Below are 21,055 nucleotides of genomic sequence, written 5' to 3'. Positions count from 1 at the left end.
CCATACCACCTCAACCTCCAAAAGAAGTCGACCCCGGATTCATTGGGCCGCTCGAACCCGGTTGGAGATATGTTCCCGCTTCGCCTTGAGACAAATTCGGTGAGTCAGCTATAGGATCCCATGATAAAAATCATTTGGTACTAATCATGGGAAGGAGGCATTTGGATGATATCCACCGCCCCCCGATCGTCAATGATTTCTTTCTTCCATCCTTCAAGAAAACGGTGCATCACTTCCTTGGCGCGGGGTTCGGGTAATGCGTCAATGAGTTTACCTAAATAAGCTGAATTCGCTTCCACATCAAGGGAAGATAACCGGTGGATTACTTTCTTGTAGTGCACGCATTCGATGATGTCTGAAATCTTGGCCACGAGGGCCTCAACCGTTTTTCCCTCTTTCATCTCCTGAATAAGAGCGAGATACTGCTCTTTCTCATCCCCAAAAAAACGAGATAGAAACATATTGTTCGCCGCCTCGAATTCCTTCGCGTGCTTTTTTGCTTCGGGATTGGCGCGCTGATAATAGAAATTGATGTCTCCCCCAAATAATTCACCCAAGTCATGGATAAGCGATATTTCGAGGACACGTTCGACACTGATGGAAACATTGGCATGATGTAAGAGACGTGACAATCGCCAAGCGGTGAATGTGACCAGGTAATGATGTTGGGCCAGATCGCTGATGTCAGACTTGTATGCCTCCGCTAACGAATACCCGTACTGGGGTTGGAACCGCGTGGTCTGCATCAATTTGAACAAAAGGGGGAGGGCTTTCATGACTACTACCAAGTCGCCTTCTATTTAAACGTGGATGGATTAAAATGGATTTTAAATAATGAATTCTCCCTTCATAATAGATGGAAAATGATCTAGTTGTAAATCCTACTGATTTCGAGAGGAAGAAAAAAGCGTTGATGCATGGAGGCGCGCGGCAACTCCACGTGGTCGCGGATTTCGATAAAACGCTCACCACGGCCTTCCATAATGGGGAGAAAAGGAATTCCCTCGTGGAGATTATTCGAAAGTACAAGTATTTGTCCCCGGAATACGTCTCAGAAGCCTATGGGTTGTACGAGAAATACCATCCGATGGAAATCGATTTGACATTGGACCTTCAAACCAAGAAATCCAAAATGCTGGAGTGGTGGACTACTCACGTTAAACGCATGAGCCATTATGGCCTAAATAGGGAAATAGTGGAACGAATTGTGAGGGAGCAACCCCTGAACGCTCGACCTGGTTTGGGCCCATTCTTGGACACCCTGAACCAGAAAAACATTCCCCTCCTCATCCTCTCGGCAGGAAACTCCGATTTTATCGAAGGGTTGTTGAAGAAGGAAGGGTTGTGGAGGGCCAACATCCATGTGGTCGCCAATCAGTTAGCCTACGACGATTCTGGTAGGGTGATGGGGTATAAAGGGAAAATTATCCATTCCCTCAATAAGAGTGAGGCAGTGGTGAAAGGCACCCCGTATGAGGGGATGATTCGGGGGCGGCGGAATGTAATCCTGTTAGGTGATAATTTCGATGATGTGAAGATGCTTGCGGAGTTCGATTACGACACGGTAATCAAGGTGGGATTTCTCAACGACCATGTGGATGACTTGAGGGAATCTTTTTCCCGCGTATACGACGTTCTCATCCTCCATGATGGCCCCATTTATTTCGTGAACCAATTGATAGAGGAAATAAAATAAGTCCCACGTCCATATTGGGAGAAAGAGCGTGGGGGAAGATTATTTCAGGCGTGCGTCTTGTAGCCATTCAGACGATTTGCATCACCTGCTCGATTTGATAATTTTCCCCACTGTAGTGGTGCACGTTTTTGGCATGAGTCAAGGCATACTTTAGGAGTTCATTTTCGTTGTAGCTCTGTACCATGAAGCCACAACCCCTTTCGCAGATAGCCCTTCTCAATTTCATTCCGACCAACCTCCTTCGCCGCCTATTGCCGGAGCGAAGGCCAGCACTAGGGTTTCCGACCATAAAAGGATACTTTACTCAATTCGTCGTAAGGGCTTTAGACGATCGAAGAAAATGGCTACTGGGATATCCCATTGATGGAAACCACTCATCCCTGTTCCCTCATCATTCGGGCTAGATTGTCTCGAACGCGGGTATGGAAGACTGATTTCCCAGCCGCGTCCCGGTACTGGGTCGTCACTTGAATATTCTGGCTCAAGTAGAATCCAATTATCTCCTCAGATTGTTTTTTCCATTCCTCCCATGAAATGGAATTCCCATGCATCAGCTCTTGTTCTTTCTTCAGTAGGCGGTTATCTCGGAGGAATGCGGAGTAGGGGCCAGCCATTCCCGCCAGGTCAGCAGCACGAACGATTTTCTCTTCTACCGTTTGGAAGGGCGCATCCCGGTGCGTACTGAGAATGGCTTTCTCCACGTCTCGAATCAACATGGGATCCATGTTGAGACGTTCCATTTCTTTTCGGGCAAGCGCGGCCGAGTGGGCCTCTTTGGTAGGATATCCAATTTTGCGGTGATCGTGGTGGTAACCGGCATCATGGAAGAGCAGCGCCCATTTCACTACTTCCAAATTTACGCGAATGCCCTCACGTACGCATTGCCGGGCAATGGCCATTCCTTTTTTCATACGGGAACGGGCGTGGTTCCAATTGTGAAAGGGTAATTCGCCATATAATTTGGCTGCTCGTCCTTCAAGCAGAGTCGCGATCCGTTTCTGGCGTAGGTTTTTTCTGAGATGTAATTCATTTTCCCGAATCTGATTTCGCGTTTTCCGATTGATACCTCCGGGCATCCGTTTTCTTTTCCTGCTTGGCAGATAGGCCATACTAGGATGTAAAAAATAGATAATTTAATGGCAGCAGTGGACCCGGGAGGATTTGAACCTCCGACCTTCGCTGTATAAGAACGCTGCTCTACCAGGCTGAGCTACGGGTCCATCACTAATCTAATTCAGGCCTACTGGGGGTTGATAAACCCCCAACGTAGTCCCTCGTCCCGCACGCGCGAAAGCGTGCAGGCTGAGCTACGGGTCCGTTATTTTATTTGATTTATCGAGGGATTGTAAATCCCTCGGTAGACCGTCGCTGCGGCCCGCCGAAACGGGCCAGCTGCGGGTCCGTATTGGTATACCATGCTGGAGAAGGAATGGGTTTTATAGCCACGTGCCCTTTTTCAGGGATGCCTGCTCGCAAACCCGAGCCATTTCGGTTGAAACACTATGTCATTGAGAACGGAAGGTATGTTCGAATCCCCCGTCTAGGGCCAAACGCCACGAAGAGTGAAGTTCGAATGGCCATGAAATTAGCAAGAGAAAAGTTGGCCCAACGGAAAAAGGAATTGGAAGACAGCATTAGGGAACATGCTTTGTTCGTGCGCGGGAAGATCCAACCCCTCAACCGAAAATCCCGAAAGGAATATGCTTCCCGTGTGATCGATTATGGGTTACTGGCGAGCCAACACTTTGATTGGCCGGAATGGAGGTTGGCTGACGAACTTAAGCTCTCGAAGGAAGATTTGATATGGGCCCATGCCACGTATGGGGGGTTGGTAGCGTCTCTTCATGCGTGGGCGGCGAAGCAACGGCAACGGAAAAAGGATCTTCGAGTCGTGGATTTATCCATCGCGCTCCGGATTCCTTTTCCCACCACCCGGAAATGGATCCTTGGGATGGGATATTATATCGATAAGAATGGGTTTTTCACGCTTAAAATGAAAGGTTGAGGGGGAATTTCTCCCCCCAAAAAAGAGGTTATTCCTTTTTTTCGCAGGCCTTTTTTCTAAAAAGGCCTTTACATATCCATGCCGCCCATGTCCGGCATTCCGCCGGGCGGGGCTCCTCTTCCCGAGGAGGTGGCGGCAATGATGTCGTCGATGCGGAGGATCATTTGGGCCACTTCCGAGGCGGAGGTGATGGCCTGCGTTTTGATGCGCAGGGGTTCGATGACATTCAGCTTGCGCATATCATCAATTTTGGCATCGTAGACATTCACTCCCATATACTTGCCTTCCTTCCCCTTGTGCCGGGCGCGCAACCCGACCAGTGTGTCGATGGAGTCCATGCCCGCGGTCTCCGCCAACGTCTTGGGGATTATTTCCATGGCTTCCGCGAAGGCGTGGATGGCCAACTGTTCTCGTCCCCCCACTCCTTTAGCGAATTCCTTGAGCTGCATGGCGATTTCTATTTCCGTGCTTCCTCCTCCTGAGACAATTTTTCCGTCTTTGATGGAGGTGCTCACCGAGCCTAATGCATCGTTGACGGCGCGTTCGGCTTCGTCCACGACATGTTGGGAACCCCCTCGGATGAGGATAGTAACGGCCTTCGGGTTTTTGCATCCTTCCACGAAAACCATATTATCTCCCGAGATCTTTTTCTCGCGCACGATCTTGGCGTGTCCTAAATCTTCTTTGGAGATGTCATGGAGGCGTGAGACGATTTTTCCCCCGGTGCTCTTGGCGAGCTTCTGGAGGTCGCTCTGCTTCACGCGGCGCACGGCTAAAATACCTTCCTTGGATAGGAAATGTTGGGCTAGATCGTCAATGCCCTTCTGGCAGACCACGACATTAGCGCCCGTCTTCTGGATGCTTTCCACCATCTTCCTCAACATGCCCTCTTCCTGGTCCAGGAAGGCCTGCAATTGGTCGGGCGAGGTAATTTCGATCTTGGCATCGGTCTCTGTTTCTTTTATCTCGAGGGCCGTATCGATGAGAGCGATCTTGGCGTTCTCGATCTGCCGGGGCATGCCGGGGTGAACCACTTCCTTGTCCAGAACGATTCCCTTGATCAATTCGGATTCATGTAAACTTCCACCGGTTTTTTTCTCGAGCTTCACGTAGGAAGAATCAATTGAATATTTTCCTTCCTCTTTCTCCGCGACCGTTCGCACGGCTTCAACCACCAGATCAGACAGGCTAGCCTCGGATTCCGCCGACTTTCCTGTCATGGATGTCATGGCGATTTTCTTGAGCGTGCGCGCGTCCTCGAATGTGATGTCATCCGCGATGCTCGCAGCGATCTCTTTGGCTTTCCTCTCGGCCATTCGATAACCATTGATAATAATGCTCGGGTGGATATCATCATCCAGCATGGCTTCGGCTTTCTGCAGGAGCGCCCCAGCCAGTACAACGGCGGTGGTCGTTCCATCCCCCACTTCATGGTCCTGGGTTTTGGCCACTTCCACCATCATCTTCCCGGCGGGGTGGTCTATTTGCATCTCCCCCAGGATGGTGGCGCCATCATTGGAGATGGTGACATCCCCTAAATCATCCACGAGCATTTTATCCATGCCCTTGGGCCCTAATGTTGATTTCACCGCGTTCGCCACGGCTTTGGCGATGAGGATATTGATGCGCTGGGCATCCCTCCCTAACACCCGTTTGCTGCCCTCGGGTAAAAACACCATGGGTTGGTTCATCTGTCGATTGTCTGCCATTATGCTATCCCTCCAAATAAGATTTTTCGTCTTTTATCGTGAATTTTGGAGCCAAAACCCTATTTGATGGGTCTCCTGGCGCCATACTATTCCCAATACCATCAGTAATAGTTTAAAAAGTGAATTTTTTCGCTGGATATGGCTGTTAAATTAAGAGTGGGGTTTTTGGCTGAATAGGAGGGAAAAAAGGTATGATATTCCAGCCCACGCTCAACATAGCCCAGGAAGCCTGGTTGGCGGAAAAAGGAGGCACCCAATTCCTTTTTCATGCACGCGGGAAGAGCGCGGGCATCTGGCGCGTTCAGGTGGACAACCATTTTTTGGCGGCCAAGGCCGAGCACGCGTTATCCACGCGTCCCCGAATGGTGGAGCGGGAGGCTGAAAACCTCCGGGCCGCGAATGCCAAAGGAATAGGACCTCGTCTCCGGGCGCATGACCCTTCCTCCCGTATCCTTCTCATGGAATGGGTGGATGGCATTCCATTGGGGGAGTGGTTAGACAGAGACGCTCCTGAATGGGAATGGCACCCAGTTCTGCGGGATCTGTTCACGCAAGCGCATCAGTTGGACACGATGGGATTGGACCATGGTCAACTGGGCGGGAAGCTCCATAACATCCTCATACGACCTGATGGCCGCCCGTGTATCCTCGATTTTGAGAAAGCCGTCTGGAAAGAACGCCCGCACAACGTGTCCAAGCTCCATCATGTGTTGCTAAGCGGGAAAACCCAATACTCATTGCGCGTGCGCGAGCGTCTGGGGATTGTATAATCTTCCCGGCAAGGTTTTTTTTTCCAAAATTAAATGTTGCGCAGTTCCTTGACGAGTTTTCGATAGGCATTATCTAATATTTTGTTCAGCTGGGTTAGGGTTATCCCCATGTTTTCGGCGGTAGTTGACAGGTCGTTTCCCTCAAAAAAGGTTGATGTAATCGCTTCTGCTTCTTCGGGTTTGAGTCTTTGGATCGCTATTTCCACTTGCTCTTTTCGTTCTCTTTCTATGGCTTCCGATTGAGGGGTTTTAGTTGTTCCAGCGATTAGTTTTTCTCCTTTTTCGGCACGATTATCAGTAGATTTGATGAGTCCTCGTCCCCGGAATTCTGTCAGTAATCCTTTTCTCACCAATGACCAATAACGTTGAAGGCCGGATCGGATGAGTTCGGTCTGATTGGCACGCCATTCGGAGTCTTTCCATAGCGCTTTCGTTCGGTCGCTGATTCTTTCTACGTATTTTGGGTCTGTTTTTCTGAGTCTTTTTGCTTTTGCTCTTGCATTTACGATGGTGACTCTTGCTTTGTCTCTGACGCTTTCGCGGTATTCTGGGTTTGTTTCTCTGAGGCTTTCATGTTTTGCTCTCGCTATTTCGAGGTTGGCCCTTGATGCGTCTCCGAATCTTTTGGCTCTTTCTGGGTCTTTTTTTGCTTCTTCATATAATTTCTTCAATTGTTTTGAAGCGTGATTTGAGAACTTCAAACTTCTTTGTCGCCAAACTATAAATGCATCTCTAATCTGGTCCTCTGATTTTCCCTCGAACAGCTCTGCAAGATTGGGACTTGGACCAGGGCGCTTTTCAAAAAGATAACGATACATTTCGAAGTAGTCCCGAATGCCCCATTTTTTGGCGTAGGTGCGGAAGTAGTGTTCTAATACGAGGTGGCGTGGCATTCCGCGTTTATAGAGCACCGCTGCTCGCCCGAGTGAAAATCTATTGAACCGGCGGCGGGTGCGGGTAGCAGTCGACCTTGGTTTTTGACCGGGTTTACCTTTAACCATGACCGAGACTCGTTCTTTATCCTATTAAACGTATGGCAGCAGAGAATTCGACTGCCTCAATTCTTTGGACAAAGAATGATCGAAACTTCGCTTTTTTCTAATGAGAGATTGGGGATGCCATTTTTATAGCACAAGCCTGTAAGAGCAACCCATGCACGTCGGCTACCGCCATCATTCGTTGTTCAGGCGGCACTGGAATTTTTATGTGGCGTTGCAGGTTCTCATTTTCATCAAGGTGATCCTCTTCTATATCTTCCTCGGCCATGGCGTCTCGTATGCCGGCCAACCCATGTGGCTCGACTTACCCTTCATCGGCATACCTGTCTTCGGGAACCCTATCCACGTATTCGACTACATTTTTCATCAACTCATGCATGCCCTCATCTTCGTGTGGGTTTTTCTCCTGGCGAAGCACATCCGGAAAATAGAGTGGAAGAACCTCGCTCTCTTGTTCCTGGTCGCGGTCGTGCTTCACAACATCGGGTATTGGTTGACCGCATCTCATCCGTCCCTCGCGTTCTCGGTGAGGGACTTTTTGGTGGACTACGCGTCCTTATGGGTGTTTTTTGGTCTCGCGCGTTTTGGATTGAAAGTCCTCCCGCAAGTGGGGAGATTTAATGTTCCGGTACTCGAGCCGGCCCGCTGAATGATAATGGTAATCTCACCAACCGGAAATTGATTGTCACAGGGTGAATTTCCGGTCCACTTCGCGGATGAGCACATCGCATTGGCTTTTCACGGCTTCCAATTGCTTGATGATGTGTTCCTTCTCGAGTTCCACGTCCTGGATCCTTTCATAGGGGTCGATGGCCTCGCGGAGCATCCCGAAATCGACATACGTGTAGGGGTGTGCATTCATCTTCTTGGAGATGCGTTCCACCATCTTTCCCAGCCAGATATTCATCTCGTCTTTCACTTGTCCCTTGATCTGCTTTCCAGAGTCCATGTATTGGCGCATCATATTGGTAACGGTGGCGCGGGGGAAGGGGAGTTTGCTCTCCTCCATCGTCCCTTCCTCTTCCGAAAGAACCGTTGAAGGTGCCTCTTCAGGAGTAGGTGTTTCTGATTCCATTGTCTCGTCATCGGCCATAAGATTATCCAACCCCCGTCTATAGTCTTTCTATAGGGTAAATCCAGTTTTAAAGGCAACGTGCCCCTTCAAAAGACCCTCCCTCTTCGTACCCTATTGATTAGGGCCCCTAAGTATCTATTTTTCCAGAGAGCGGTTTTTTTCCCCTGGAAAGCGGGGATGGTCTTTTTTCTCCTATTCACCCCCCTAATGCTTCCCACGATGGGGTTGATCCTTTTTTTTCAACTTAACATTTAGTCTCGTATTGTCATTCAATTGTTACCATTCCCATTCATTTTGTATGGTAAACGCTTCGAGTTCCCCACCAGCCGTTCCCGGTTGTTTTGTGCTTGTCTTCGCCTCTTATTTTAGTCAAATTGAATGTTGAAATCGGGTCAAACGTGAGATTCAGCTTCAATGGCTTGATGGTGTTCTTTCTCATTATCAGGTTTGGTTTTCGTTCATGCCCTTTTGGACGAATAAATTTGATATCAAACCCTTTTTTCCGGCATTGTTTAATGATCGAAGATAATTTAACTATTTTTCCTTTTTTGTAGATTACAAAACGGGGCGTTTCGTGAGAAATTTCCATAAAATCGGGCAACGTATCATCATTTCCGACTGTTTCAATGTGGACAAAAGCGATACCGCCAACCGTGAGCACTCTCCAAATTTCTTCTAACAAGCGGGCTTTATCTGAGACATAATGAAAGGCAACCTGGCTTAGAACAACATCAATGGATCTATTTTTGAAATGTAATCCTTGCCCCGCATCATAAAAAAATGGTTTAGGTAATTTTTTGATGGGTTTTAATCCAAATATTTTGGCATTCTTGGCAAAATCGCTTCGCTGGTGCATTCCGTGTTCTTTTGTAAAATTAATTCCAAATAATTCCAAATTTTTAGGAAATAAGGTTTGCAAATCCAGGAGCAATCGACCTTCTCCAAATCCAATTTCTAAAATTCGTATTTTACCTGATTTTTTCAATTGAGATTCGACAACACGTTCGATATTAGAATCAAATCGGACATTCAATTCTGAAAGTCCTCGAATCCGCCACCAAAGTTTCTTTTTCTCCATGAAGAAAAAAGACGGATGTGCCTTTTAATATTCACTGGATAATCGATCTGTGCCGATAAAGGTATTTGGATGAGTTCAGATTCCCACCTGAGACCTCAAGGAGAATTGGAATCCAAAAGAATCTCTTTACTCGAGTTCGTGAGGGGGATTCAAATATTTCTCCAGGGGTATCGTAAATAATCCGGGTTCGGAGCGACCGATCGAAAGCGGCCCAACGGATCGGGCCGGAGCCTTTTTTAATCGGGCGCGCCTCGTGAAGACATGCGTGGCTGGGGAAAATGGGGGTTTGGTCTCATCGTTATTCTTCTATTAACCCCTGGGGTATTTGGCCAATCCGGTAGCTTTACTAACGATTCTCCTTCCCCAATGGGGGGGTTTACTTCTTTCCAAGCCGTTTGCCCGGAGGAGGGGGCGTTCCAAACATTAGTGGTCTGTGATTCCCTTCCCTGCTCGCGTACGACGTCCTCGCTTTGCACCTCGGGAGGATCGTTATCCCCCATCCTTTCCTGCAGCGGCCCCGCGACTCCCGCGCACTTGGGGTGGGCCCCCGTGTATGGGGCGTGTTGTAACCTCGCTACCGGCACGTGTGCTCCTCTTCCTAATTCTTCTCGCGTGGTGGGATTCGAACAGTATCTCGTGAGTGGGGGCACCATGGTTTTGCCGGATCAGGATTTCCGCCAATCCAAGGTAATCCATTTGGGGAGCGGGAGCTTACTTGTGGCCTATGAGACGACTCAAGGAGCGATGCTCCGTCGTACTGATGATGGAGGGGCTTCTTTCTCCCCGCCCTTTCCCCTGTCAACGCTTATTACCAAAGATGCGTTGCCTGCGAATCTAGAATTAGGTTCGGTTACTCCTCGTCATCCCGCCCTGGCCCGAACGCCTAATGGAAATAGTCATCTGGTGTTTTCCCTCGTCGATAATACTAATGGGAAGTCAGCCATCTATTACAGCCAATGTCCTTCCTCCCGTGCTTGCACCTCGGGGTCTGATTGGTCCAAAGCCATTAGTATCGTAAATCCCCTTGTCGCCACCGAGAATGGGAGATGGCGTTATTCCTTTTCGCAACCTAAACTGGTGGTTCGGGGGGACGCGTTGCATGTGATGTTCGACGATGCACAATCCAACCTGGTCACGCGACTCCAGGGAATATTTCATTATGCGTGCGCCGCGTTCGCGGACTGCACCGCCACCCATGTGAATTGGATACCCCCATCGGATGGTCCCGATATCCTAGTGGGGGGAGGTAATGGTAATCCGCGTTCGCCCACGCTAGCATTATCCTCGGATGGGGCATTGGTCGCGGGGTGGGTGGATTATCCCGTTCCGGGAGGGGTGGGGTCCACGATGTTGTATTTCGCGCAGTTTGATCCCGCCGCCAATGAATGGACAATCCCTCATGCGATTCTCCCAGCTAGCGGGAATTTTGTCGAGCCCATTTTGGATTTTGGAGGGGGCGTATGGTTCATGGGCGCGCGCCAAGGAAATAATGCGGTGGGATGGGAATGCGCATCCAACTGCACCCGCACCATTTGGAATGGAGTCGCCCAGGCATATGGGGAAGGATTGGAAGAAGTAGCTATCCATGGTTTGGTGACTCATCCAAATTCACGGACGCGCTTGCACCTGTTAACCGGCAAGCCTTCCGATCGGAATCCCATGAGTATTTTCGCTTCCTTGGATGGGCAGAATACTGTCATTTCTCCCCGTTCAATCAGCGGGCCGGATGCGCAAGCCCTGATTCTCACTGGCCTCTCAGATGGGATGACAGCTTCAAGTGGGGATGAAACATTCTTTTTCACCGCTCACCGGGATGGGATTGCCTACCTGTATTCAAGTGATGCCCTGGACGAAACCAATGTTCAACCCCGGGTAACCGTCACGCATCCCGCATCGCCCGCGCAGTGGGTGCGACCCGGGGATATTACAACCACATACAATGAAAACGTCTCTTTCCTCGCCCAGGATGGGGACTCCGAGGAGGGGTATGTCTCCATCTTCCTTTCTCCCAACCCGGGGGAACTGACATACCCCCTGATCGAACACGCCCCTTTATCCCATTGGCAGAATTCCGGGGGATTAGGGATTTGTGCGGGAACAGATTTTTCCATTTCCCAACCCTGCCGCGTGGATGTAACGTTGTATGCCCCCTCCTCGGGCGCCGTGGCCCCGGATGGGGAATACTATGTGGTGATGCGCCTACAAGATAGCGATGGTGGGGAATCCATCGATTCGAGTGCCAACCCTATCCGCTTGGATGTGAGCGCCCTCAGTCTGCAGGTTCATGATCCTTTACCTAATTCGTCATGGGGGGGAACTAATCCCCATTCATTCCGGATGAGCCTATTTGATTCGTCCTTTGCTGGAACATTGGATGTGATGGTGGCATTTTTTTCACCAGATGGACACCCATTTGAATTGGCATCCTTTCCCGTCGCCGATCATCGCGGGGTGAAAACAGGTTGCACGGGCACGCGGTCCCTTTACTCATGCACCATCCCCTTTACCCCTTCCCCCGATCTGAAAGAAGGGAAGTATGATTTAGTGGTTACGGCGCGCGAGGATGGACGCGAGAATGCCGTGCAATTATTGGAAGACGTGGTGCTGGATTATATTGGCCCGGAAATAGTGAATCCTTTTCCGAGTGGCGTTATCGAATCACCCGTGACGTCGCTCTCATTCACTTTGACGGATTTTTCCATTCCCCAACTTCAAACGGTGCGGATGGGGGGGAGTGCGTTATCGTCTTCCTGCGTGGAGGGCGGGGGAGACAAACCCTCAATTCTCTGCACCATTCCCTTATCCACCCCCACCACGGGAGGGGAATTAGTGGTGGAAACCATGGATGGGTTAGGAAATGAGCGCACGCACACCTTTTCATTTAGCCTACCTGGGGGGAGCGTGACCACCCCCCCTCCATCCGAGCGACCAATATTCTCGGGCGTGTTCCGTTTTGATGAGGAAGGCAACCTTGTCCTTGTGGGCACCCCCCTATACATTCCCCGGACGGTGGTGGATGCCATCTTCGGCGGGATTCGTGCGCTCGTGCTATTTACCTCCAATCTTATCGCCATCGCCGGGCCCATGGCGTTTGCCATCTTCATCGCATTCTGCGCCCTGGCTGGAATAGGATCGGATAATCTGTATCGCCAAGTCCATCAGCAGGGGGTGATACCCTTTTCGCAGCAGCAGCGCGAGCGGGTCATCCGCACCGTGCTCGCGGGCATCTTCATGGGATTGCCCTTGTTCATTGGGTTATTTCTCTCTCTTGCCATGGGGTTCATTTTCGCCATCATCGAGTTCGCGGGGTTCATCGGCGCCACGTATTTGGTGAAGATGCTCCAGTATTGGGAACACGTGGGCTATGCTAAAATCGTCCCCCCAAAGAATGCGTTTAATAGACGATCAGGGGATTGAAATCATCCACACCGGATGACGAGAAACCCATTCCTGAACCATGATGAGTGATGGGCGTGCCGACGGTGATCTCGCATTTTTTTTGAGTTTTGAGATAGGCGATACCAGTTCGACAATCCCAATAAACCCCTTTAATTCGCCGAATAACGGCCTTTTTTGAGAATCTGGGCGGGTGCTTTTATATAGTTTGAAGGGGAGGACTTTCCTAAATCGGCCTCAAGGCCGATATATTGGGAGGATTGGTTGATATGGCCGAAACCTATATTGTGAAGAGCAAAGTCGCGGATTTTATTCGCGGAAAGGATATGATGATGTCATCCGACGCCTATGATGCGTTGAATGAACAAGTTCAGGAGATGTTGAAGCGCGCCATTGGACGCTGCTCGCAGGGCGGGCGGAAGACGGTGAAGCCATTCGACTTTTAGTCGCACGATTTCGATCGTGCGCCCCGATGGACGAGGGGGATTCTTCGAATCCCCCGGCGGCCGGGCCCTCCTGGTCAGTCCATCATTCAGAATTATCCTTTTTTACTCGCATCGACGGTTTTTCATGGATCTTTTTCCTACATAATTAAATGCTAGTGCGTACGAATATACTCATGCACCTGCGCATCGCCATAGTAGTCCTCGTCTTCCTCACCCTAGCCAGCTCGGCGTGGGCCTGGGGATTCTATTATACTGATACCTGGAATTCCAACCAGGTTCTGGTGAGCGCCTACTCCCGGCCCGCCGCCTATGGTAACTGGGTGTACCCGATGTACAATCATCTGGGCTATCCCACTCTCGGGGGCGGGCGGATCTATGCGTATCCCTCGTACAATATGTATCCTTCTTATGCCCCGTATGGAACTTCCTATGCGTACGGCGCGTCCTATCCGGGTCACTATGTGGCAGGATATGCCCCCGTTCCCATTCACACCACGACCCCGTCATTTCAGTATTATGGATATTATGGACGTTGAGAAACGGATTGCTTTTCTACATCCCAGCAGGCAAGAATTCGTTTCATTCAATCTGTTGGTGAAAATTAATAGAAAAATAAGTACAATAAAAATGTTCAATAAAATACGGGGATATTCTACATTTTTCTGCGGAAGACAAGTCATTTCGCAATAGGTTCGACGCGGGGTTCGAATGCCCATTTCAGGATGTCCGCGCTCTGGATCTTGAGCAGGGAGTGGGTGTCCCCTCCCCCGCAGGCGACCCAGGGATGCGTCAATACTCCCGGGTCTATTAGAGTGGGGCTGCCATAGATGCTGATGGGCGGCACCCCACCTACTTCATACCCTGTCGCGTTAAGCACCTCTTCCGGGGTCGCGAGCCGAACCTCGGAGACCCCGAGAAGGGCTTTTATTTTTTGGAAATCAACCTTTTGGGTGGCTTCGAGGATAGCCAAGATCAAAGGGTCTTTTCCCCCCGTATAACAGACAATCGTCTTCACGATAGGATAGGTTTTTTCCAGCCCGGCCGCTTGGTGGGAATGCGAGACGTCTTCATCGAAATGAATGATTTGGGCAAGGATGTCATTGGAGGCAATAAAGAGGTCGAGCATAGGCAAAAGGGGAAAAATAGGCTTTTTTAAGGAATCTACCCCATTTATAAGGAACAGAATACCTATTTAAGTTATTCACATGAATAAGTGAATACTCCCATGCCCAAGAGAAAAGCCCTCATCCCTAATGAGCTGAAATTGGTCCTCATCGTCTTAGCCTTCTTTCTCGCCCTTACTTTTGTGCGGGGATTCGAGGTCAATGCCCCCTCGACGGTTGTTTTCACGGGAAATGAGCCTTTTCCTTATCCCATTGCCGTAACCAATACCGGGACGGAATCCATCCAACCTAGTTTCATCGCCGATGGCCCTTTTTCACTCGCCTTCGCAGGTGACCCTACCTCCATCCACGTGGCCCCGAGGGAATTGAAGGTCATCCAGTTCTCCTTATTCCCCAATGAGGGCTTGCGGGAAGGCGATACGTACTTCGGCCGTATTCGGGTAATAGCCGGGGACGATTCACGCGAAATCATCATTCAGGCGTCCAAAGAGGATACCCCTATTTCCCCCTTTGCCGGTTTGGCTGCTCTTTCGTTAGGTGACGGGGCGCAAATAGTGGATGCCCTCCTCATACTCATCGTCATCGTATTAGGCATTTCATTGATATTCCGCTTGCGGAACCGGATGTGAACCCATGACAAACAATTTTTTTAGATGGATCATCCTTGGGCTTTTCGCCTTCATTCTAATAGCGGGAACCGCCCACGCCTTTCCTTTCCGTGGATTCATCGAGAGTCCCTCTAATTTCTCTTTGCTCTCCGGAGACCGTATGAGCGTTCCTTTGGTTATCGACAATGTGGATTTTCGTTCTCATGACGTGCGTATCCGGGTGGACACGTCTTCGCCATTCATCCAGTTGAAACCCGCCTTCACCCGAGTGAATGTATCTCCCTACGAGCAATTCCGTTTTGGGGTTGAGCTTATTGCCACCGAGGATGCCCGCTCTGGCACGTATGATGCCGAAATAATCCTGGACGCGGAAGGTCAGATCACCCGCATCCCTTTTACCGTTTACGTGGGAAGCAATCCTTTCCTGATCGTGAATCCGTTCGAGAAAAGCGTGTGCGCCAATGACTATGTGGGAACGATTTCCGCGGAGATCCAGAACCGCACCGGGCGCATCGTCGATGCCAATATCTCCGCCTCGCACCCTTTGCTCATGCCTCAAGTGAACCCTCCGGAGATCCGTCTCACGGGAGGAGAAAGGGAATTCGTATCCATTGTATTGAACGTGGCGCCCTCCCAGGAAGGAGATTATGAGGGGCGTTTATTCGTTCAAACGAATGACATCTGGGTCCAGCGTCCCTTCATGGTGAACGTGAGCGATTGCCCCGCGCCCGTCATCAAAACCATTTCCATTTCCCTTCCAACTAGAGTTCCACAGCTTCCAAAATTGGAGACCACCTTCGTACCTATTACGGTGGAGAATCTCACCGATGTTCCCCAGGATGTCACGCTCATCCCTATTTCGGTGGTGGCCGCAGATAACGTGAAAGTCCAAATAGGACCGAGGCAGAAAGCGACGCTCCAGTTGGCCCTAACCCCGGGTAAACACGTGGAACCCGGTCGCCAGCGCGTGGAAATCACGGGAATGACTTCCACGTATTCCCAGACGGTGGTATTGGAAGTGGATGTATTGCCCCTCTCGCGATTGACAATGGAACAAATAGAAGGCTTTACCCATATTCGGAAAGGGGAACAGGCCTTCCTCCAACTTCTCGTGGTTAATGATGGGGATATAGACCAGTCCGTCTCCATGATGGTCGCCGATGCCATTCCTGGTATCACTGTTACGTTTGTCCCGCAACAGTTCATCCTCACTAAAGGAAATAGCCTCCTCGTTTTGGTGGGAGTAGAAGCCCAAATCGACACCCCCGTGCGTCAAGTTACCACTTTTATTCAGGCCCAAGGATCCGTGACGGCCACCATCCCCCTGAGCTTCATGGTGGAACCCGCCCGAGGACCCCCGTTGGAACCCTTGCAGGTCGTGAGTTATCCCATTGATGTTTCCCTTCAACAGGGGGAAACCCGCACCATCAGCATTTCCGTCCATAACCCTAATTCCACGGCCGTTTCCGAGGTGCGCTTCACCCTTCCCGGGGATGCGCGTGAAGGAATCTTCTTGGTTCCCCGTGGTGCCGCCACCATCATTCAGCCCCTGGAAACTAAAACCATGGAGGTAACCTTGTTCCGCGAGGCCGATTCCCCAGTTACCGGAGTGGTTGAGCGTCAGTTAGCCCTCCATTCCCAGGCCGGGACCCAACGGGTGCCATTGCGCATCCATACCGATGCTGGATTTACGGGCTTCCTGAGTGGCCTCGTGGCCTTCGTAGGAGAGCGGGGGATTTGGTTGGGCGGGCTCATCCTGATATTATTGGGAATCTATTGGCTAGGGAAACGTACCCAAGGGCCGCAACCCGTGTGGGTGCGGAAGGGGCGGGGGGAACCGGATGCATTCCTCATTTCGGACTAAAATAGTTTCTTCCTTCTGGGTTGGAGAAAGAATGAAATCTTTTTTCAAATGGATAAAATATCACCCCCTCCGCGTGGCATTAGTGGGAGTGGGAATCCTCCTCCTCATGATGGCCCCCCAAGTCCAGGCCACTGCATTCGTGGATGTGTCCTCGTCTTCCCATGCTTTCCAGTTGAAGCCCGGCACCTCGTTACCCATTGACGTGAGCATAGTTATTCAGGGGGATGAAGCCGTAACTCTTTCTTTCACCCCGCAAGCCCACCCCTTTCTCCAATTGGATGGTCAGTTGCACCCCATCACGAGTCCTTTTTCATTCACCCGGCATCTGACTATCAAAGCAGCCCCCAACGCCCCTCCGGGGGACCACACCATTACCTTATTCGTGGAGGCGTTTATCGGGGGCGCACGGTATGCGTTTCCCCAAACGTATGCGGTTAAGGTAATGCCTTCCGGTTTTACTGAATTCCGCACCACCCCTGACTCCACATTAGCCCCTTTCATCACCCAAATCGTGTTTTCGGAACAGGACATCGAGTTAAATCGGAACGATACCGAGCTGTTTAGTGTTTCATTCGTGAACCAGGGGTCGGCCACGGATTATCGTATTGAATTCACCGAGCAACCTGTCCATTTTAAAGCCCGCATTCAGGGGGGAGTGCATCGCTTCGTGCAACCCGGGGAAAGGGTGCAGTCCGTGATTGAGGTTTCCACGGATACCCGAACCCCTTTCGACACCTACTCCCTTTCCCTTCGCGCGCGGAACCTGGTAACGCAAGATACGACTTTCCTGGGCACTGTTTTGGTGCGCGTGGATAAAGTGTCCCATGCCTTGGTGGCCTTACCCACTCTCCTGTATGAAGTGGAAGAACAGGGAACCGTGGCATCCTATATCACCATTGAGAACACCGAATGGAATGAATTGGATGTGCTGATTACCACTTCCTCTCCCCGCATTAAAGTCTCGTCTCCCTCCATCCGGGTTCCTCCCAAATCCAGTTTGAGCATTCCTATCACTATTTTTGGATCCGATTCCCCAGGCCTGAGAAGTGAATCCTTATTCATCGTGTCCCCGGATTTCGATGCGCAAGTGCATTTCACGGTGCAAACTATTCCAACCAAAATCATTCCGGGAGAAACAGAACGCGTGACCCAAACGATACTCATATCCAATGCCACGGATTCACCCTGGGGGAATGTGTTCATTATTCCCACCTCTATTCCGCAAGGATGGGACGTTCGCATATCTCCAACCCGGACCTCTATTCCCTTCCAATCCGGAGTGAATGTCACCATTGACGTCATCCGCCCCGAAGGGGAATCCGGGTCGTTCGACCTTCAGGTGTTTAACGATGGCGTGGAAGTGGACCGGGTTCCCATTGAATTCCAAGGGGAAGAGCGGGATCCCTTTTCAGGACTTTTCGTTTTGACCCCGGGTCCCATATTCTTGGGTATATTGCTGCTTATCCTCCTCGTGCTCATCTTCTCCTCTCGCGTGCGGGATTTTGTTAGGGCAAAGCTATACCGATCCCCTTCTTCTGGTATCCGGGTGCGCGACGAGAAAGTGGACAAAACCATCCAGCAGCACCACATCCGTCCCCTGGAAGAAGGCGGACCGGACATGAAAGAGATTGAAGAAAAAAAGGAAGCCGACGACAGCACAACCCTACTGCCCACAGAAGAGGAAGAAAAAGGGCCAAAGATTGTTCGGAAGAAGAGAAAGCGGTAAATTTACGTCCACAAATAAAATTTGAAAAAAATCGTGTTAGGGTATCCAAATAATTTTTTTTTAGGGCCCTCGCCTATTCAGGATATTTTAGGGTCACTCGTATTCTTCCACCACTTTGGCATTCACGCACGCAAAGCAGGCTAATAGACTGTCACACTTCCCACAAGGGTCTGGGGTCAGTGGCTCAAGCAGGGAGAGGATATGGATATCGCTGGTTAGGGCCCCTGTCAATGGGGATAAATCATTTTCCCCAATCCCTATTTCAGTGATCTTGGTTTCTTTCGCTCCGGTTACTTGAATGATGAGCGTGTATTTTCCTATAGTAATGTCTTTATTGGTCACGAAATGAGGAACGCCATCAACCGTCGCAGAAATCATCTTGTCTTTTTCGGATTCGCGGGTGGTGCTGGTTTTTTGGAGGTACACCGCCATCTTATTTTCCGGGTCCCCATAGATATCATAGGTCGGAAGGTCCAATATTTCCCTGATTAGGGCTTCACTTTGAGATTCGAATTTGAAACGGAAAACCGTATTGGACGTAGTTTGCGACAATCGTTCGGATGCGTCTATTTTTGTAATGGAAATACCGGTCGTCGGATTAATGGAATATGAAATATTCACGTCCCCCCTCTCTTGATTTACGAATCGGACGAAACGATTTCCAGGCTGGACCAGGACTGGCTGGTTTACCGGCACCGTTTGAATGACATTGGGGTCTAGGGATGCGAGTACAGGGTTTCCCCCGATAATTGAATAACGTTCTGTGAAAATAGCATCACTCCAAATATTGCTCCATTGGCCTCCGGTGCGGGTGTACAATCGCATACCCACTTTGAAATAATCAACTTGCGGCTGGTTGGTTTCAAAAGGGGCATACCGCCACACTTCCAACAAATACGCGGGATTTCCATCGGCTTGAATACAAAAAGCATTGGCTGGCGTATGTTCTGCATTGGAAGTAGCCGTAATGGTCCAAATTCCGCCCTGACCACCCGCCATTATCTTCGGGGTCGGGCAATTGAGGGTTTTGGGGACATCTTTGATGACATCCGTGATGATCGCATTGGTTACGATCAGGGATTCGGACGTGAGATGAGTAGTGGAAAGTTTTCCTTGCGCGATAAGATCTGAGAAAATACGATTCCCGATGGGTAGGGCATCCTTGAAATATTGTTCACCGATATAATACAGGTCCTCATTGAAAGAATATTCGGCTTCCCGGTCCAGGGCGCCAGCCGAATCGGTGCATTTCTGTTGGATGAGGGTGTCTAATGTCATGCCGGGGGTGATGGTGGCTGGGCCTGTAAATGCATGCTTCGTTTGTTCCGTGACGAGTATGATTCGTCCATGTGTTCCTCCAAGTGAACAATCGAGTTCCCAGAACGTATTGGATTCGGGAGCATATTCGTAAACATAGGCAGTGGGCCGAATAATGGGGGTTAACACGTCCAAGCCAATCAACTTTTCGCCATTATGCACAACCGCAAACAGTTTTCCGGAAGAGGTGTAGCCTAAGAATCCCGCTCCCTTGTAGGTGGGTTGGGTCATAGCCAATAGGACATCATAAATTGGCGTTCCCGGGCGGGTGACAAGGAATTTTCCCTCCACCTCCGGCGGGATAGGGGCGAAATAGGAGGAAGTGGTTTGGACCTGAGCTTCTGTTCCCGGGAGAATAGCCACCAGCGCTCCCGCGAGGAGAAATATTCCGATGATGACCCAATGGGTGGGTTGCATCCTCCCAGGAGGCATTTTTGGGTTTATATACTTTGGGCCTGGATCAATCCTGGATATCCAGGAGCAGGGTAGAAAGTCCTTCAGCGAGCGTCAAATCGTCTTTTTGAATGGCGTGTTCCATGGCAAGGAGGATGGTCTCGTATTCGATCAAGGAGGCCGTTTGATTGAAGGTCAGGAGCAATTGGGTGCCGGCGCGAGTATTTTGGGTTATTCGTTTTTTCTGTTTGGTAGTGGTTCCCATGTTGGCTATCACTGTTCTTGTTTTTCCGAGCAGGTCCAATCGGATCTTCTCTTTGAACGTTTCCAAATAGTGGAATGCCTTATCCCGGCGCGTCGTATTCCGGCGCATGGCTATTTTGGTTTTCAAATCATAGCGTTTCTTCACATTACGAGCATACCCCGTCATGGCCTCCGCCAGCTTGCTTAAGCGCCGGTGGCGGCGGGTCAGAAAGGCCACCCGCGCGACCCAGAAGGGTTTGAGTAAGATGGATGTTTTTTTCCGTGCGTGGGCGATGGACCATTGACTCGCTCGCGTATCTCTCTTTTCTTTGATACGAGTTACCTTCCCTTCGGCCCGGGCGATGGCGGTTTTTCCATAGGGATTAGCTTTCAGGCGGTCATTCTTCTGCGTGGCCAAAATGGCACGCGCCCTTTGACGTTGGGATTTGAAAGGGTGCATCCAGCGGCGGATCCAGAGACGTGTGCGGCCGAGTGCAGGGACAAGGGTGGGGGCCTTGGGTTTAGTGACAGATCGACCAGGGCCTCGATCAAAACCTATTTTCGTTCCGGCATAGGGTTTCCTAGTGGCGCGTGGCATATCCGCGAG

At 50.3% G+C, this 21,055-nt stretch carries 20 protein-coding genes and 1 tRNA gene; 10 read left to right on the top strand and 11 right to left on the bottom strand.

Features of this window, described 5'->3' with window-relative positions; all coding sequences use genetic code 11:
• Window positions 1-140: 140 nt before the first annotated feature.
• The gene (locus Q8P05_01650) at window positions 141-776 is read right to left on the bottom strand and encodes an HD domain-containing protein (protein MDP2666188.1); all 636 of its coding nucleotides are present in this window, start codon (window positions 774-776) and stop codon (window positions 141-143) included.
• Window positions 777-856: 80 nt separating this feature from the next.
• Here Q8P05_01650 and Q8P05_01645 point away from each other — a divergent pair, with 80 nt between their 5' ends.
• A complete protein-coding gene (locus Q8P05_01645; GenBank protein ID MDP2666187.1) occupies window positions 857-1,696 on the top strand; it encodes a haloacid dehalogenase-like hydrolase in 840 nt (279 codons plus the stop codon).
• A gap of 67 nt (window positions 1,697-1,763) precedes the next feature.
• On the opposite strand, the gene Q8P05_01640 is transcribed toward Q8P05_01645, so the two are convergent.
• The 3 genes from Q8P05_01640 to Q8P05_01630 form a co-directional block, all read right to left on the bottom strand.
• Entirely contained in the window at window positions 1,764-1,880 is a 117-nt protein-coding gene (locus Q8P05_01640) for a hypothetical protein (GenBank protein MDP2666186.1), read from the bottom strand.
• A 190-nt stretch (window positions 1,881-2,070) separates the two neighbouring features.
• Window positions 2,071-2,805 (bottom strand): HD domain-containing protein, encoded by a 735-nt coding sequence (locus Q8P05_01635; protein MDP2666185.1) that lies wholly within the window; start codon window positions 2,803-2,805, stop codon window positions 2,071-2,073.
• Between the two features lie 37 nt (window positions 2,806-2,842).
• A tRNA-OTHER gene (locus Q8P05_01630) sits at window positions 2,843-2,916 on the bottom strand.
• Between the two features lie 353 nt (window positions 2,917-3,269).
• On the opposite strand from Q8P05_01630, the gene Q8P05_01625 reads away from it, so the two are divergent.
• A complete protein-coding gene (locus Q8P05_01625) occupies window positions 3,270-3,701 on the top strand; it encodes a hypothetical protein (GenBank protein MDP2666184.1) in 432 nt (143 codons plus the stop codon).
• A 68-nt stretch (window positions 3,702-3,769) separates the two neighbouring features.
• Here the strand turns inward: Q8P05_01625 and thsA are convergent, their stop codons facing one another.
• A complete protein-coding gene (gene thsA / locus Q8P05_01620) occupies window positions 3,770-5,410 on the bottom strand; it encodes a thermosome subunit alpha (protein MDP2666183.1) in 1,641 nt (546 codons plus the stop codon).
• Between the two features lie 191 nt (window positions 5,411-5,601).
• On the opposite strand from thsA, the gene Q8P05_01615 reads away from it, so the two are divergent.
• Window positions 5,602-6,180: an RIO1 family regulatory kinase/ATPase gene (locus tag Q8P05_01615; GenBank protein MDP2666182.1), complete on the top strand. Its 579-nt coding sequence runs from the start codon at window positions 5,602-5,604 to the stop codon at window positions 6,178-6,180.
• Window positions 6,181-6,209: 29 nt separating this feature from the next.
• On the opposite strand, the gene Q8P05_01610 is transcribed toward Q8P05_01615, so the two are convergent.
• A complete protein-coding gene (locus Q8P05_01610) occupies window positions 6,210-7,181 on the bottom strand; it encodes a hypothetical protein (protein MDP2666181.1) in 972 nt (323 codons plus the stop codon).
• 151 nt (window positions 7,182-7,332) lie between these two features.
• Here Q8P05_01610 and Q8P05_01605 point away from each other — a divergent pair, with 151 nt between their 5' ends.
• Window positions 7,333-7,827, top strand: a complete 495-nt coding sequence (locus Q8P05_01605) for a hypothetical protein (GenBank protein MDP2666180.1) — start codon at window positions 7,333-7,335, stop codon at window positions 7,825-7,827.
• A gap of 36 nt (window positions 7,828-7,863) precedes the next feature.
• Here Q8P05_01605 and Q8P05_01600 read toward each other — a convergent pair whose 3' ends face one another.
• The gene (locus tag Q8P05_01600; GenBank protein MDP2666179.1) at window positions 7,864-8,271 is read right to left on the bottom strand and encodes a hypothetical protein; all 408 of its coding nucleotides are present in this window, start codon (window positions 8,269-8,271) and stop codon (window positions 7,864-7,866) included.
• Between the two features lie 271 nt (window positions 8,272-8,542).
• On the bottom strand, window positions 8,543-9,331 hold the full coding sequence (locus Q8P05_01595; protein ID MDP2666178.1) for a class I SAM-dependent methyltransferase: 789 nt from the start codon (window positions 9,329-9,331) through the stop codon (window positions 8,543-8,545).
• A 261-nt stretch (window positions 9,332-9,592) separates the two neighbouring features.
• On the opposite strand from Q8P05_01595, the gene Q8P05_01590 reads away from it, so the two are divergent.
• From Q8P05_01590 to Q8P05_01580, 3 genes are all read left to right on the top strand, one after another.
• Complete coding sequence (locus Q8P05_01590; protein MDP2666177.1) at window positions 9,593-12,748, top strand: hypothetical protein; 3,156 nt, start codon at window positions 9,593-9,595, stop codon at window positions 12,746-12,748.
• Between the two features lie 248 nt (window positions 12,749-12,996).
• Window positions 12,997-13,173 carry a hypothetical protein gene (locus tag Q8P05_01585; protein ID MDP2666176.1) on the top strand — a complete coding sequence of 59 codons (177 nt, stop codon included), beginning with the start codon at window positions 12,997-12,999 and terminating at the stop codon, window positions 13,171-13,173.
• 173 nt (window positions 13,174-13,346) lie between these two features.
• On the top strand, window positions 13,347-13,709 hold the full coding sequence (locus Q8P05_01580; protein MDP2666175.1) for a hypothetical protein: 363 nt from the start codon (window positions 13,347-13,349) through the stop codon (window positions 13,707-13,709).
• A 140-nt stretch (window positions 13,710-13,849) separates the two neighbouring features.
• On the opposite strand, the gene Q8P05_01575 is transcribed toward Q8P05_01580, so the two are convergent.
• Entirely contained in the window at window positions 13,850-14,299 is a 450-nt protein-coding gene (locus Q8P05_01575; GenBank protein ID MDP2666174.1) for a YbaK/EbsC family protein, read from the bottom strand.
• 99 nt (window positions 14,300-14,398) lie between these two features.
• Between Q8P05_01575 and Q8P05_01570 the strand changes: the two genes are divergently transcribed.
• The 3 genes from Q8P05_01570 to Q8P05_01560 are packed head-to-tail and all read left to right on the top strand — an operon-like array spanning window position 14,399 to window position 18,495.
• Window positions 14,399-14,926: a hypothetical protein gene (locus Q8P05_01570; GenBank protein ID MDP2666173.1), complete on the top strand. Its 528-nt coding sequence runs from the start codon at window positions 14,399-14,401 to the stop codon at window positions 14,924-14,926.
• A 4-nt stretch (window positions 14,927-14,930) separates the two neighbouring features.
• The gene (locus Q8P05_01565) at window positions 14,931-16,769 is read left to right on the top strand and encodes a hypothetical protein (protein MDP2666172.1); all 1,839 of its coding nucleotides are present in this window, start codon (window positions 14,931-14,933) and stop codon (window positions 16,767-16,769) included.
• Window positions 16,747-18,495, top strand: coding sequence for a hypothetical protein (locus Q8P05_01560; GenBank protein ID MDP2666171.1), 1,749 nt, complete (start codon window positions 16,747-16,749; stop codon window positions 18,493-18,495). The genes Q8P05_01565 and Q8P05_01560 overlap by 23 nt, the downstream gene beginning before the upstream one ends.
• A 93-nt stretch (window positions 18,496-18,588) precedes the next feature.
• Here the strand turns inward: Q8P05_01560 and Q8P05_01555 are convergent, their stop codons facing one another.
• Both Q8P05_01555 and Q8P05_01550 read right to left on the bottom strand, forming a co-directional pair.
• A complete protein-coding gene (locus Q8P05_01555) occupies window positions 18,589-20,229 on the bottom strand; it encodes a hypothetical protein (protein ID MDP2666170.1) in 1,641 nt (546 codons plus the stop codon).
• Window positions 20,230-20,272: 43 nt separating this feature from the next.
• The gene (locus Q8P05_01550) at window positions 20,273-21,046 is read right to left on the bottom strand and encodes a hypothetical protein (protein ID MDP2666169.1); all 774 of its coding nucleotides are present in this window, start codon (window positions 21,044-21,046) and stop codon (window positions 20,273-20,275) included.
• Window positions 21,047-21,055: the final 9 nt, after the last annotated feature.

This window comes from Candidatus Diapherotrites archaeon, from assembly GCA_030688545.1.
In the GTDB taxonomy this organism is placed as follows: domain Archaea; phylum Iainarchaeota; class Iainarchaeia; order Iainarchaeales; family VGJJ01; genus VGJJ01.
Note: the sequence above shows the minus strand (reverse complement) of the source record. Positions and strands in the feature narration are given on the sequence as shown.

Bases quoted from the DNA above. Each gene is read 5' to 3' on its own strand.
- Q8P05_01650 (MDP2666188.1), bottom strand. From the start codon at position 776: ATGAAAGCCCTCCCCCTTTTGTTCAAATTGATGCAGACCACGCGGTTC.
- Q8P05_01645 (MDP2666187.1), top strand. From the start codon at position 857: ATGGAAAATGATCTAGTTGTAAATCCTACTGATTTCGAGAGGAAGAAA.
- Q8P05_01640 (MDP2666186.1), bottom strand. From the start codon at position 1,880: ATGGTACAGAGCTACAACGAAAATGAACTCCTAAAGTATGCCTTGACT.
- Q8P05_01635 (MDP2666185.1), bottom strand. From the start codon at position 2,805: ATGGCCTATCTGCCAAGCAGGAAAAGAAAACGGATGCCCGGAGGTATC.
- Q8P05_01625 (MDP2666184.1), top strand. From the start codon at position 3,270: ATGGCCATGAAATTAGCAAGAGAAAAGTTGGCCCAACGGAAAAAGGAA.
- thsA (MDP2666183.1), bottom strand. From the start codon at position 5,410: ATGGCAGACAATCGACAGATGAACCAACCCATGGTGTTTTTACCCGAG.
- Q8P05_01615 (MDP2666182.1), top strand. From the start codon at position 5,602: ATGATATTCCAGCCCACGCTCAACATAGCCCAGGAAGCCTGGTTGGCG.
- Q8P05_01610 (MDP2666181.1), bottom strand. From the start codon at position 7,181: ATGGTTAAAGGTAAACCCGGTCAAAAACCAAGGTCGACTGCTACCCGC.
- Q8P05_01605 (MDP2666180.1), top strand. From the start codon at position 7,333: ATGCACGTCGGCTACCGCCATCATTCGTTGTTCAGGCGGCACTGGAAT.
- Q8P05_01600 (MDP2666179.1), bottom strand. From the start codon at position 8,271: ATGGCCGATGACGAGACAATGGAATCAGAAACACCTACTCCTGAAGAG.
- Q8P05_01595 (MDP2666178.1), bottom strand. From the start codon at position 9,331: ATGGAGAAAAAGAAACTTTGGTGGCGGATTCGAGGACTTTCAGAATTG.
- Q8P05_01590 (MDP2666177.1), top strand. From the start codon at position 9,593: ATGCGTGGCTGGGGAAAATGGGGGTTTGGTCTCATCGTTATTCTTCTA.
- Q8P05_01585 (MDP2666176.1), top strand. From the start codon at position 12,997: ATGGCCGAAACCTATATTGTGAAGAGCAAAGTCGCGGATTTTATTCGC.
- Q8P05_01580 (MDP2666175.1), top strand. From the start codon at position 13,347: ATGCACCTGCGCATCGCCATAGTAGTCCTCGTCTTCCTCACCCTAGCC.
- Q8P05_01575 (MDP2666174.1), bottom strand. From the start codon at position 14,299: ATGCTCGACCTCTTTATTGCCTCCAATGACATCCTTGCCCAAATCATT.
- Q8P05_01570 (MDP2666173.1), top strand. From the start codon at position 14,399: ATGCCCAAGAGAAAAGCCCTCATCCCTAATGAGCTGAAATTGGTCCTC.
- Q8P05_01565 (MDP2666172.1), top strand. From the start codon at position 14,931: ATGACAAACAATTTTTTTAGATGGATCATCCTTGGGCTTTTCGCCTTC.
- Q8P05_01560 (MDP2666171.1), top strand. From the start codon at position 16,747: ATGCATTCCTCATTTCGGACTAAAATAGTTTCTTCCTTCTGGGTTGGA.
- Q8P05_01555 (MDP2666170.1), bottom strand. From the start codon at position 20,229: ATGCAACCCACCCATTGGGTCATCATCGGAATATTTCTCCTCGCGGGA.
- Q8P05_01550 (MDP2666169.1), bottom strand. From the start codon at position 21,046: ATGCCACGCGCCACTAGGAAACCCTATGCCGGAACGAAAATAGGTTTT.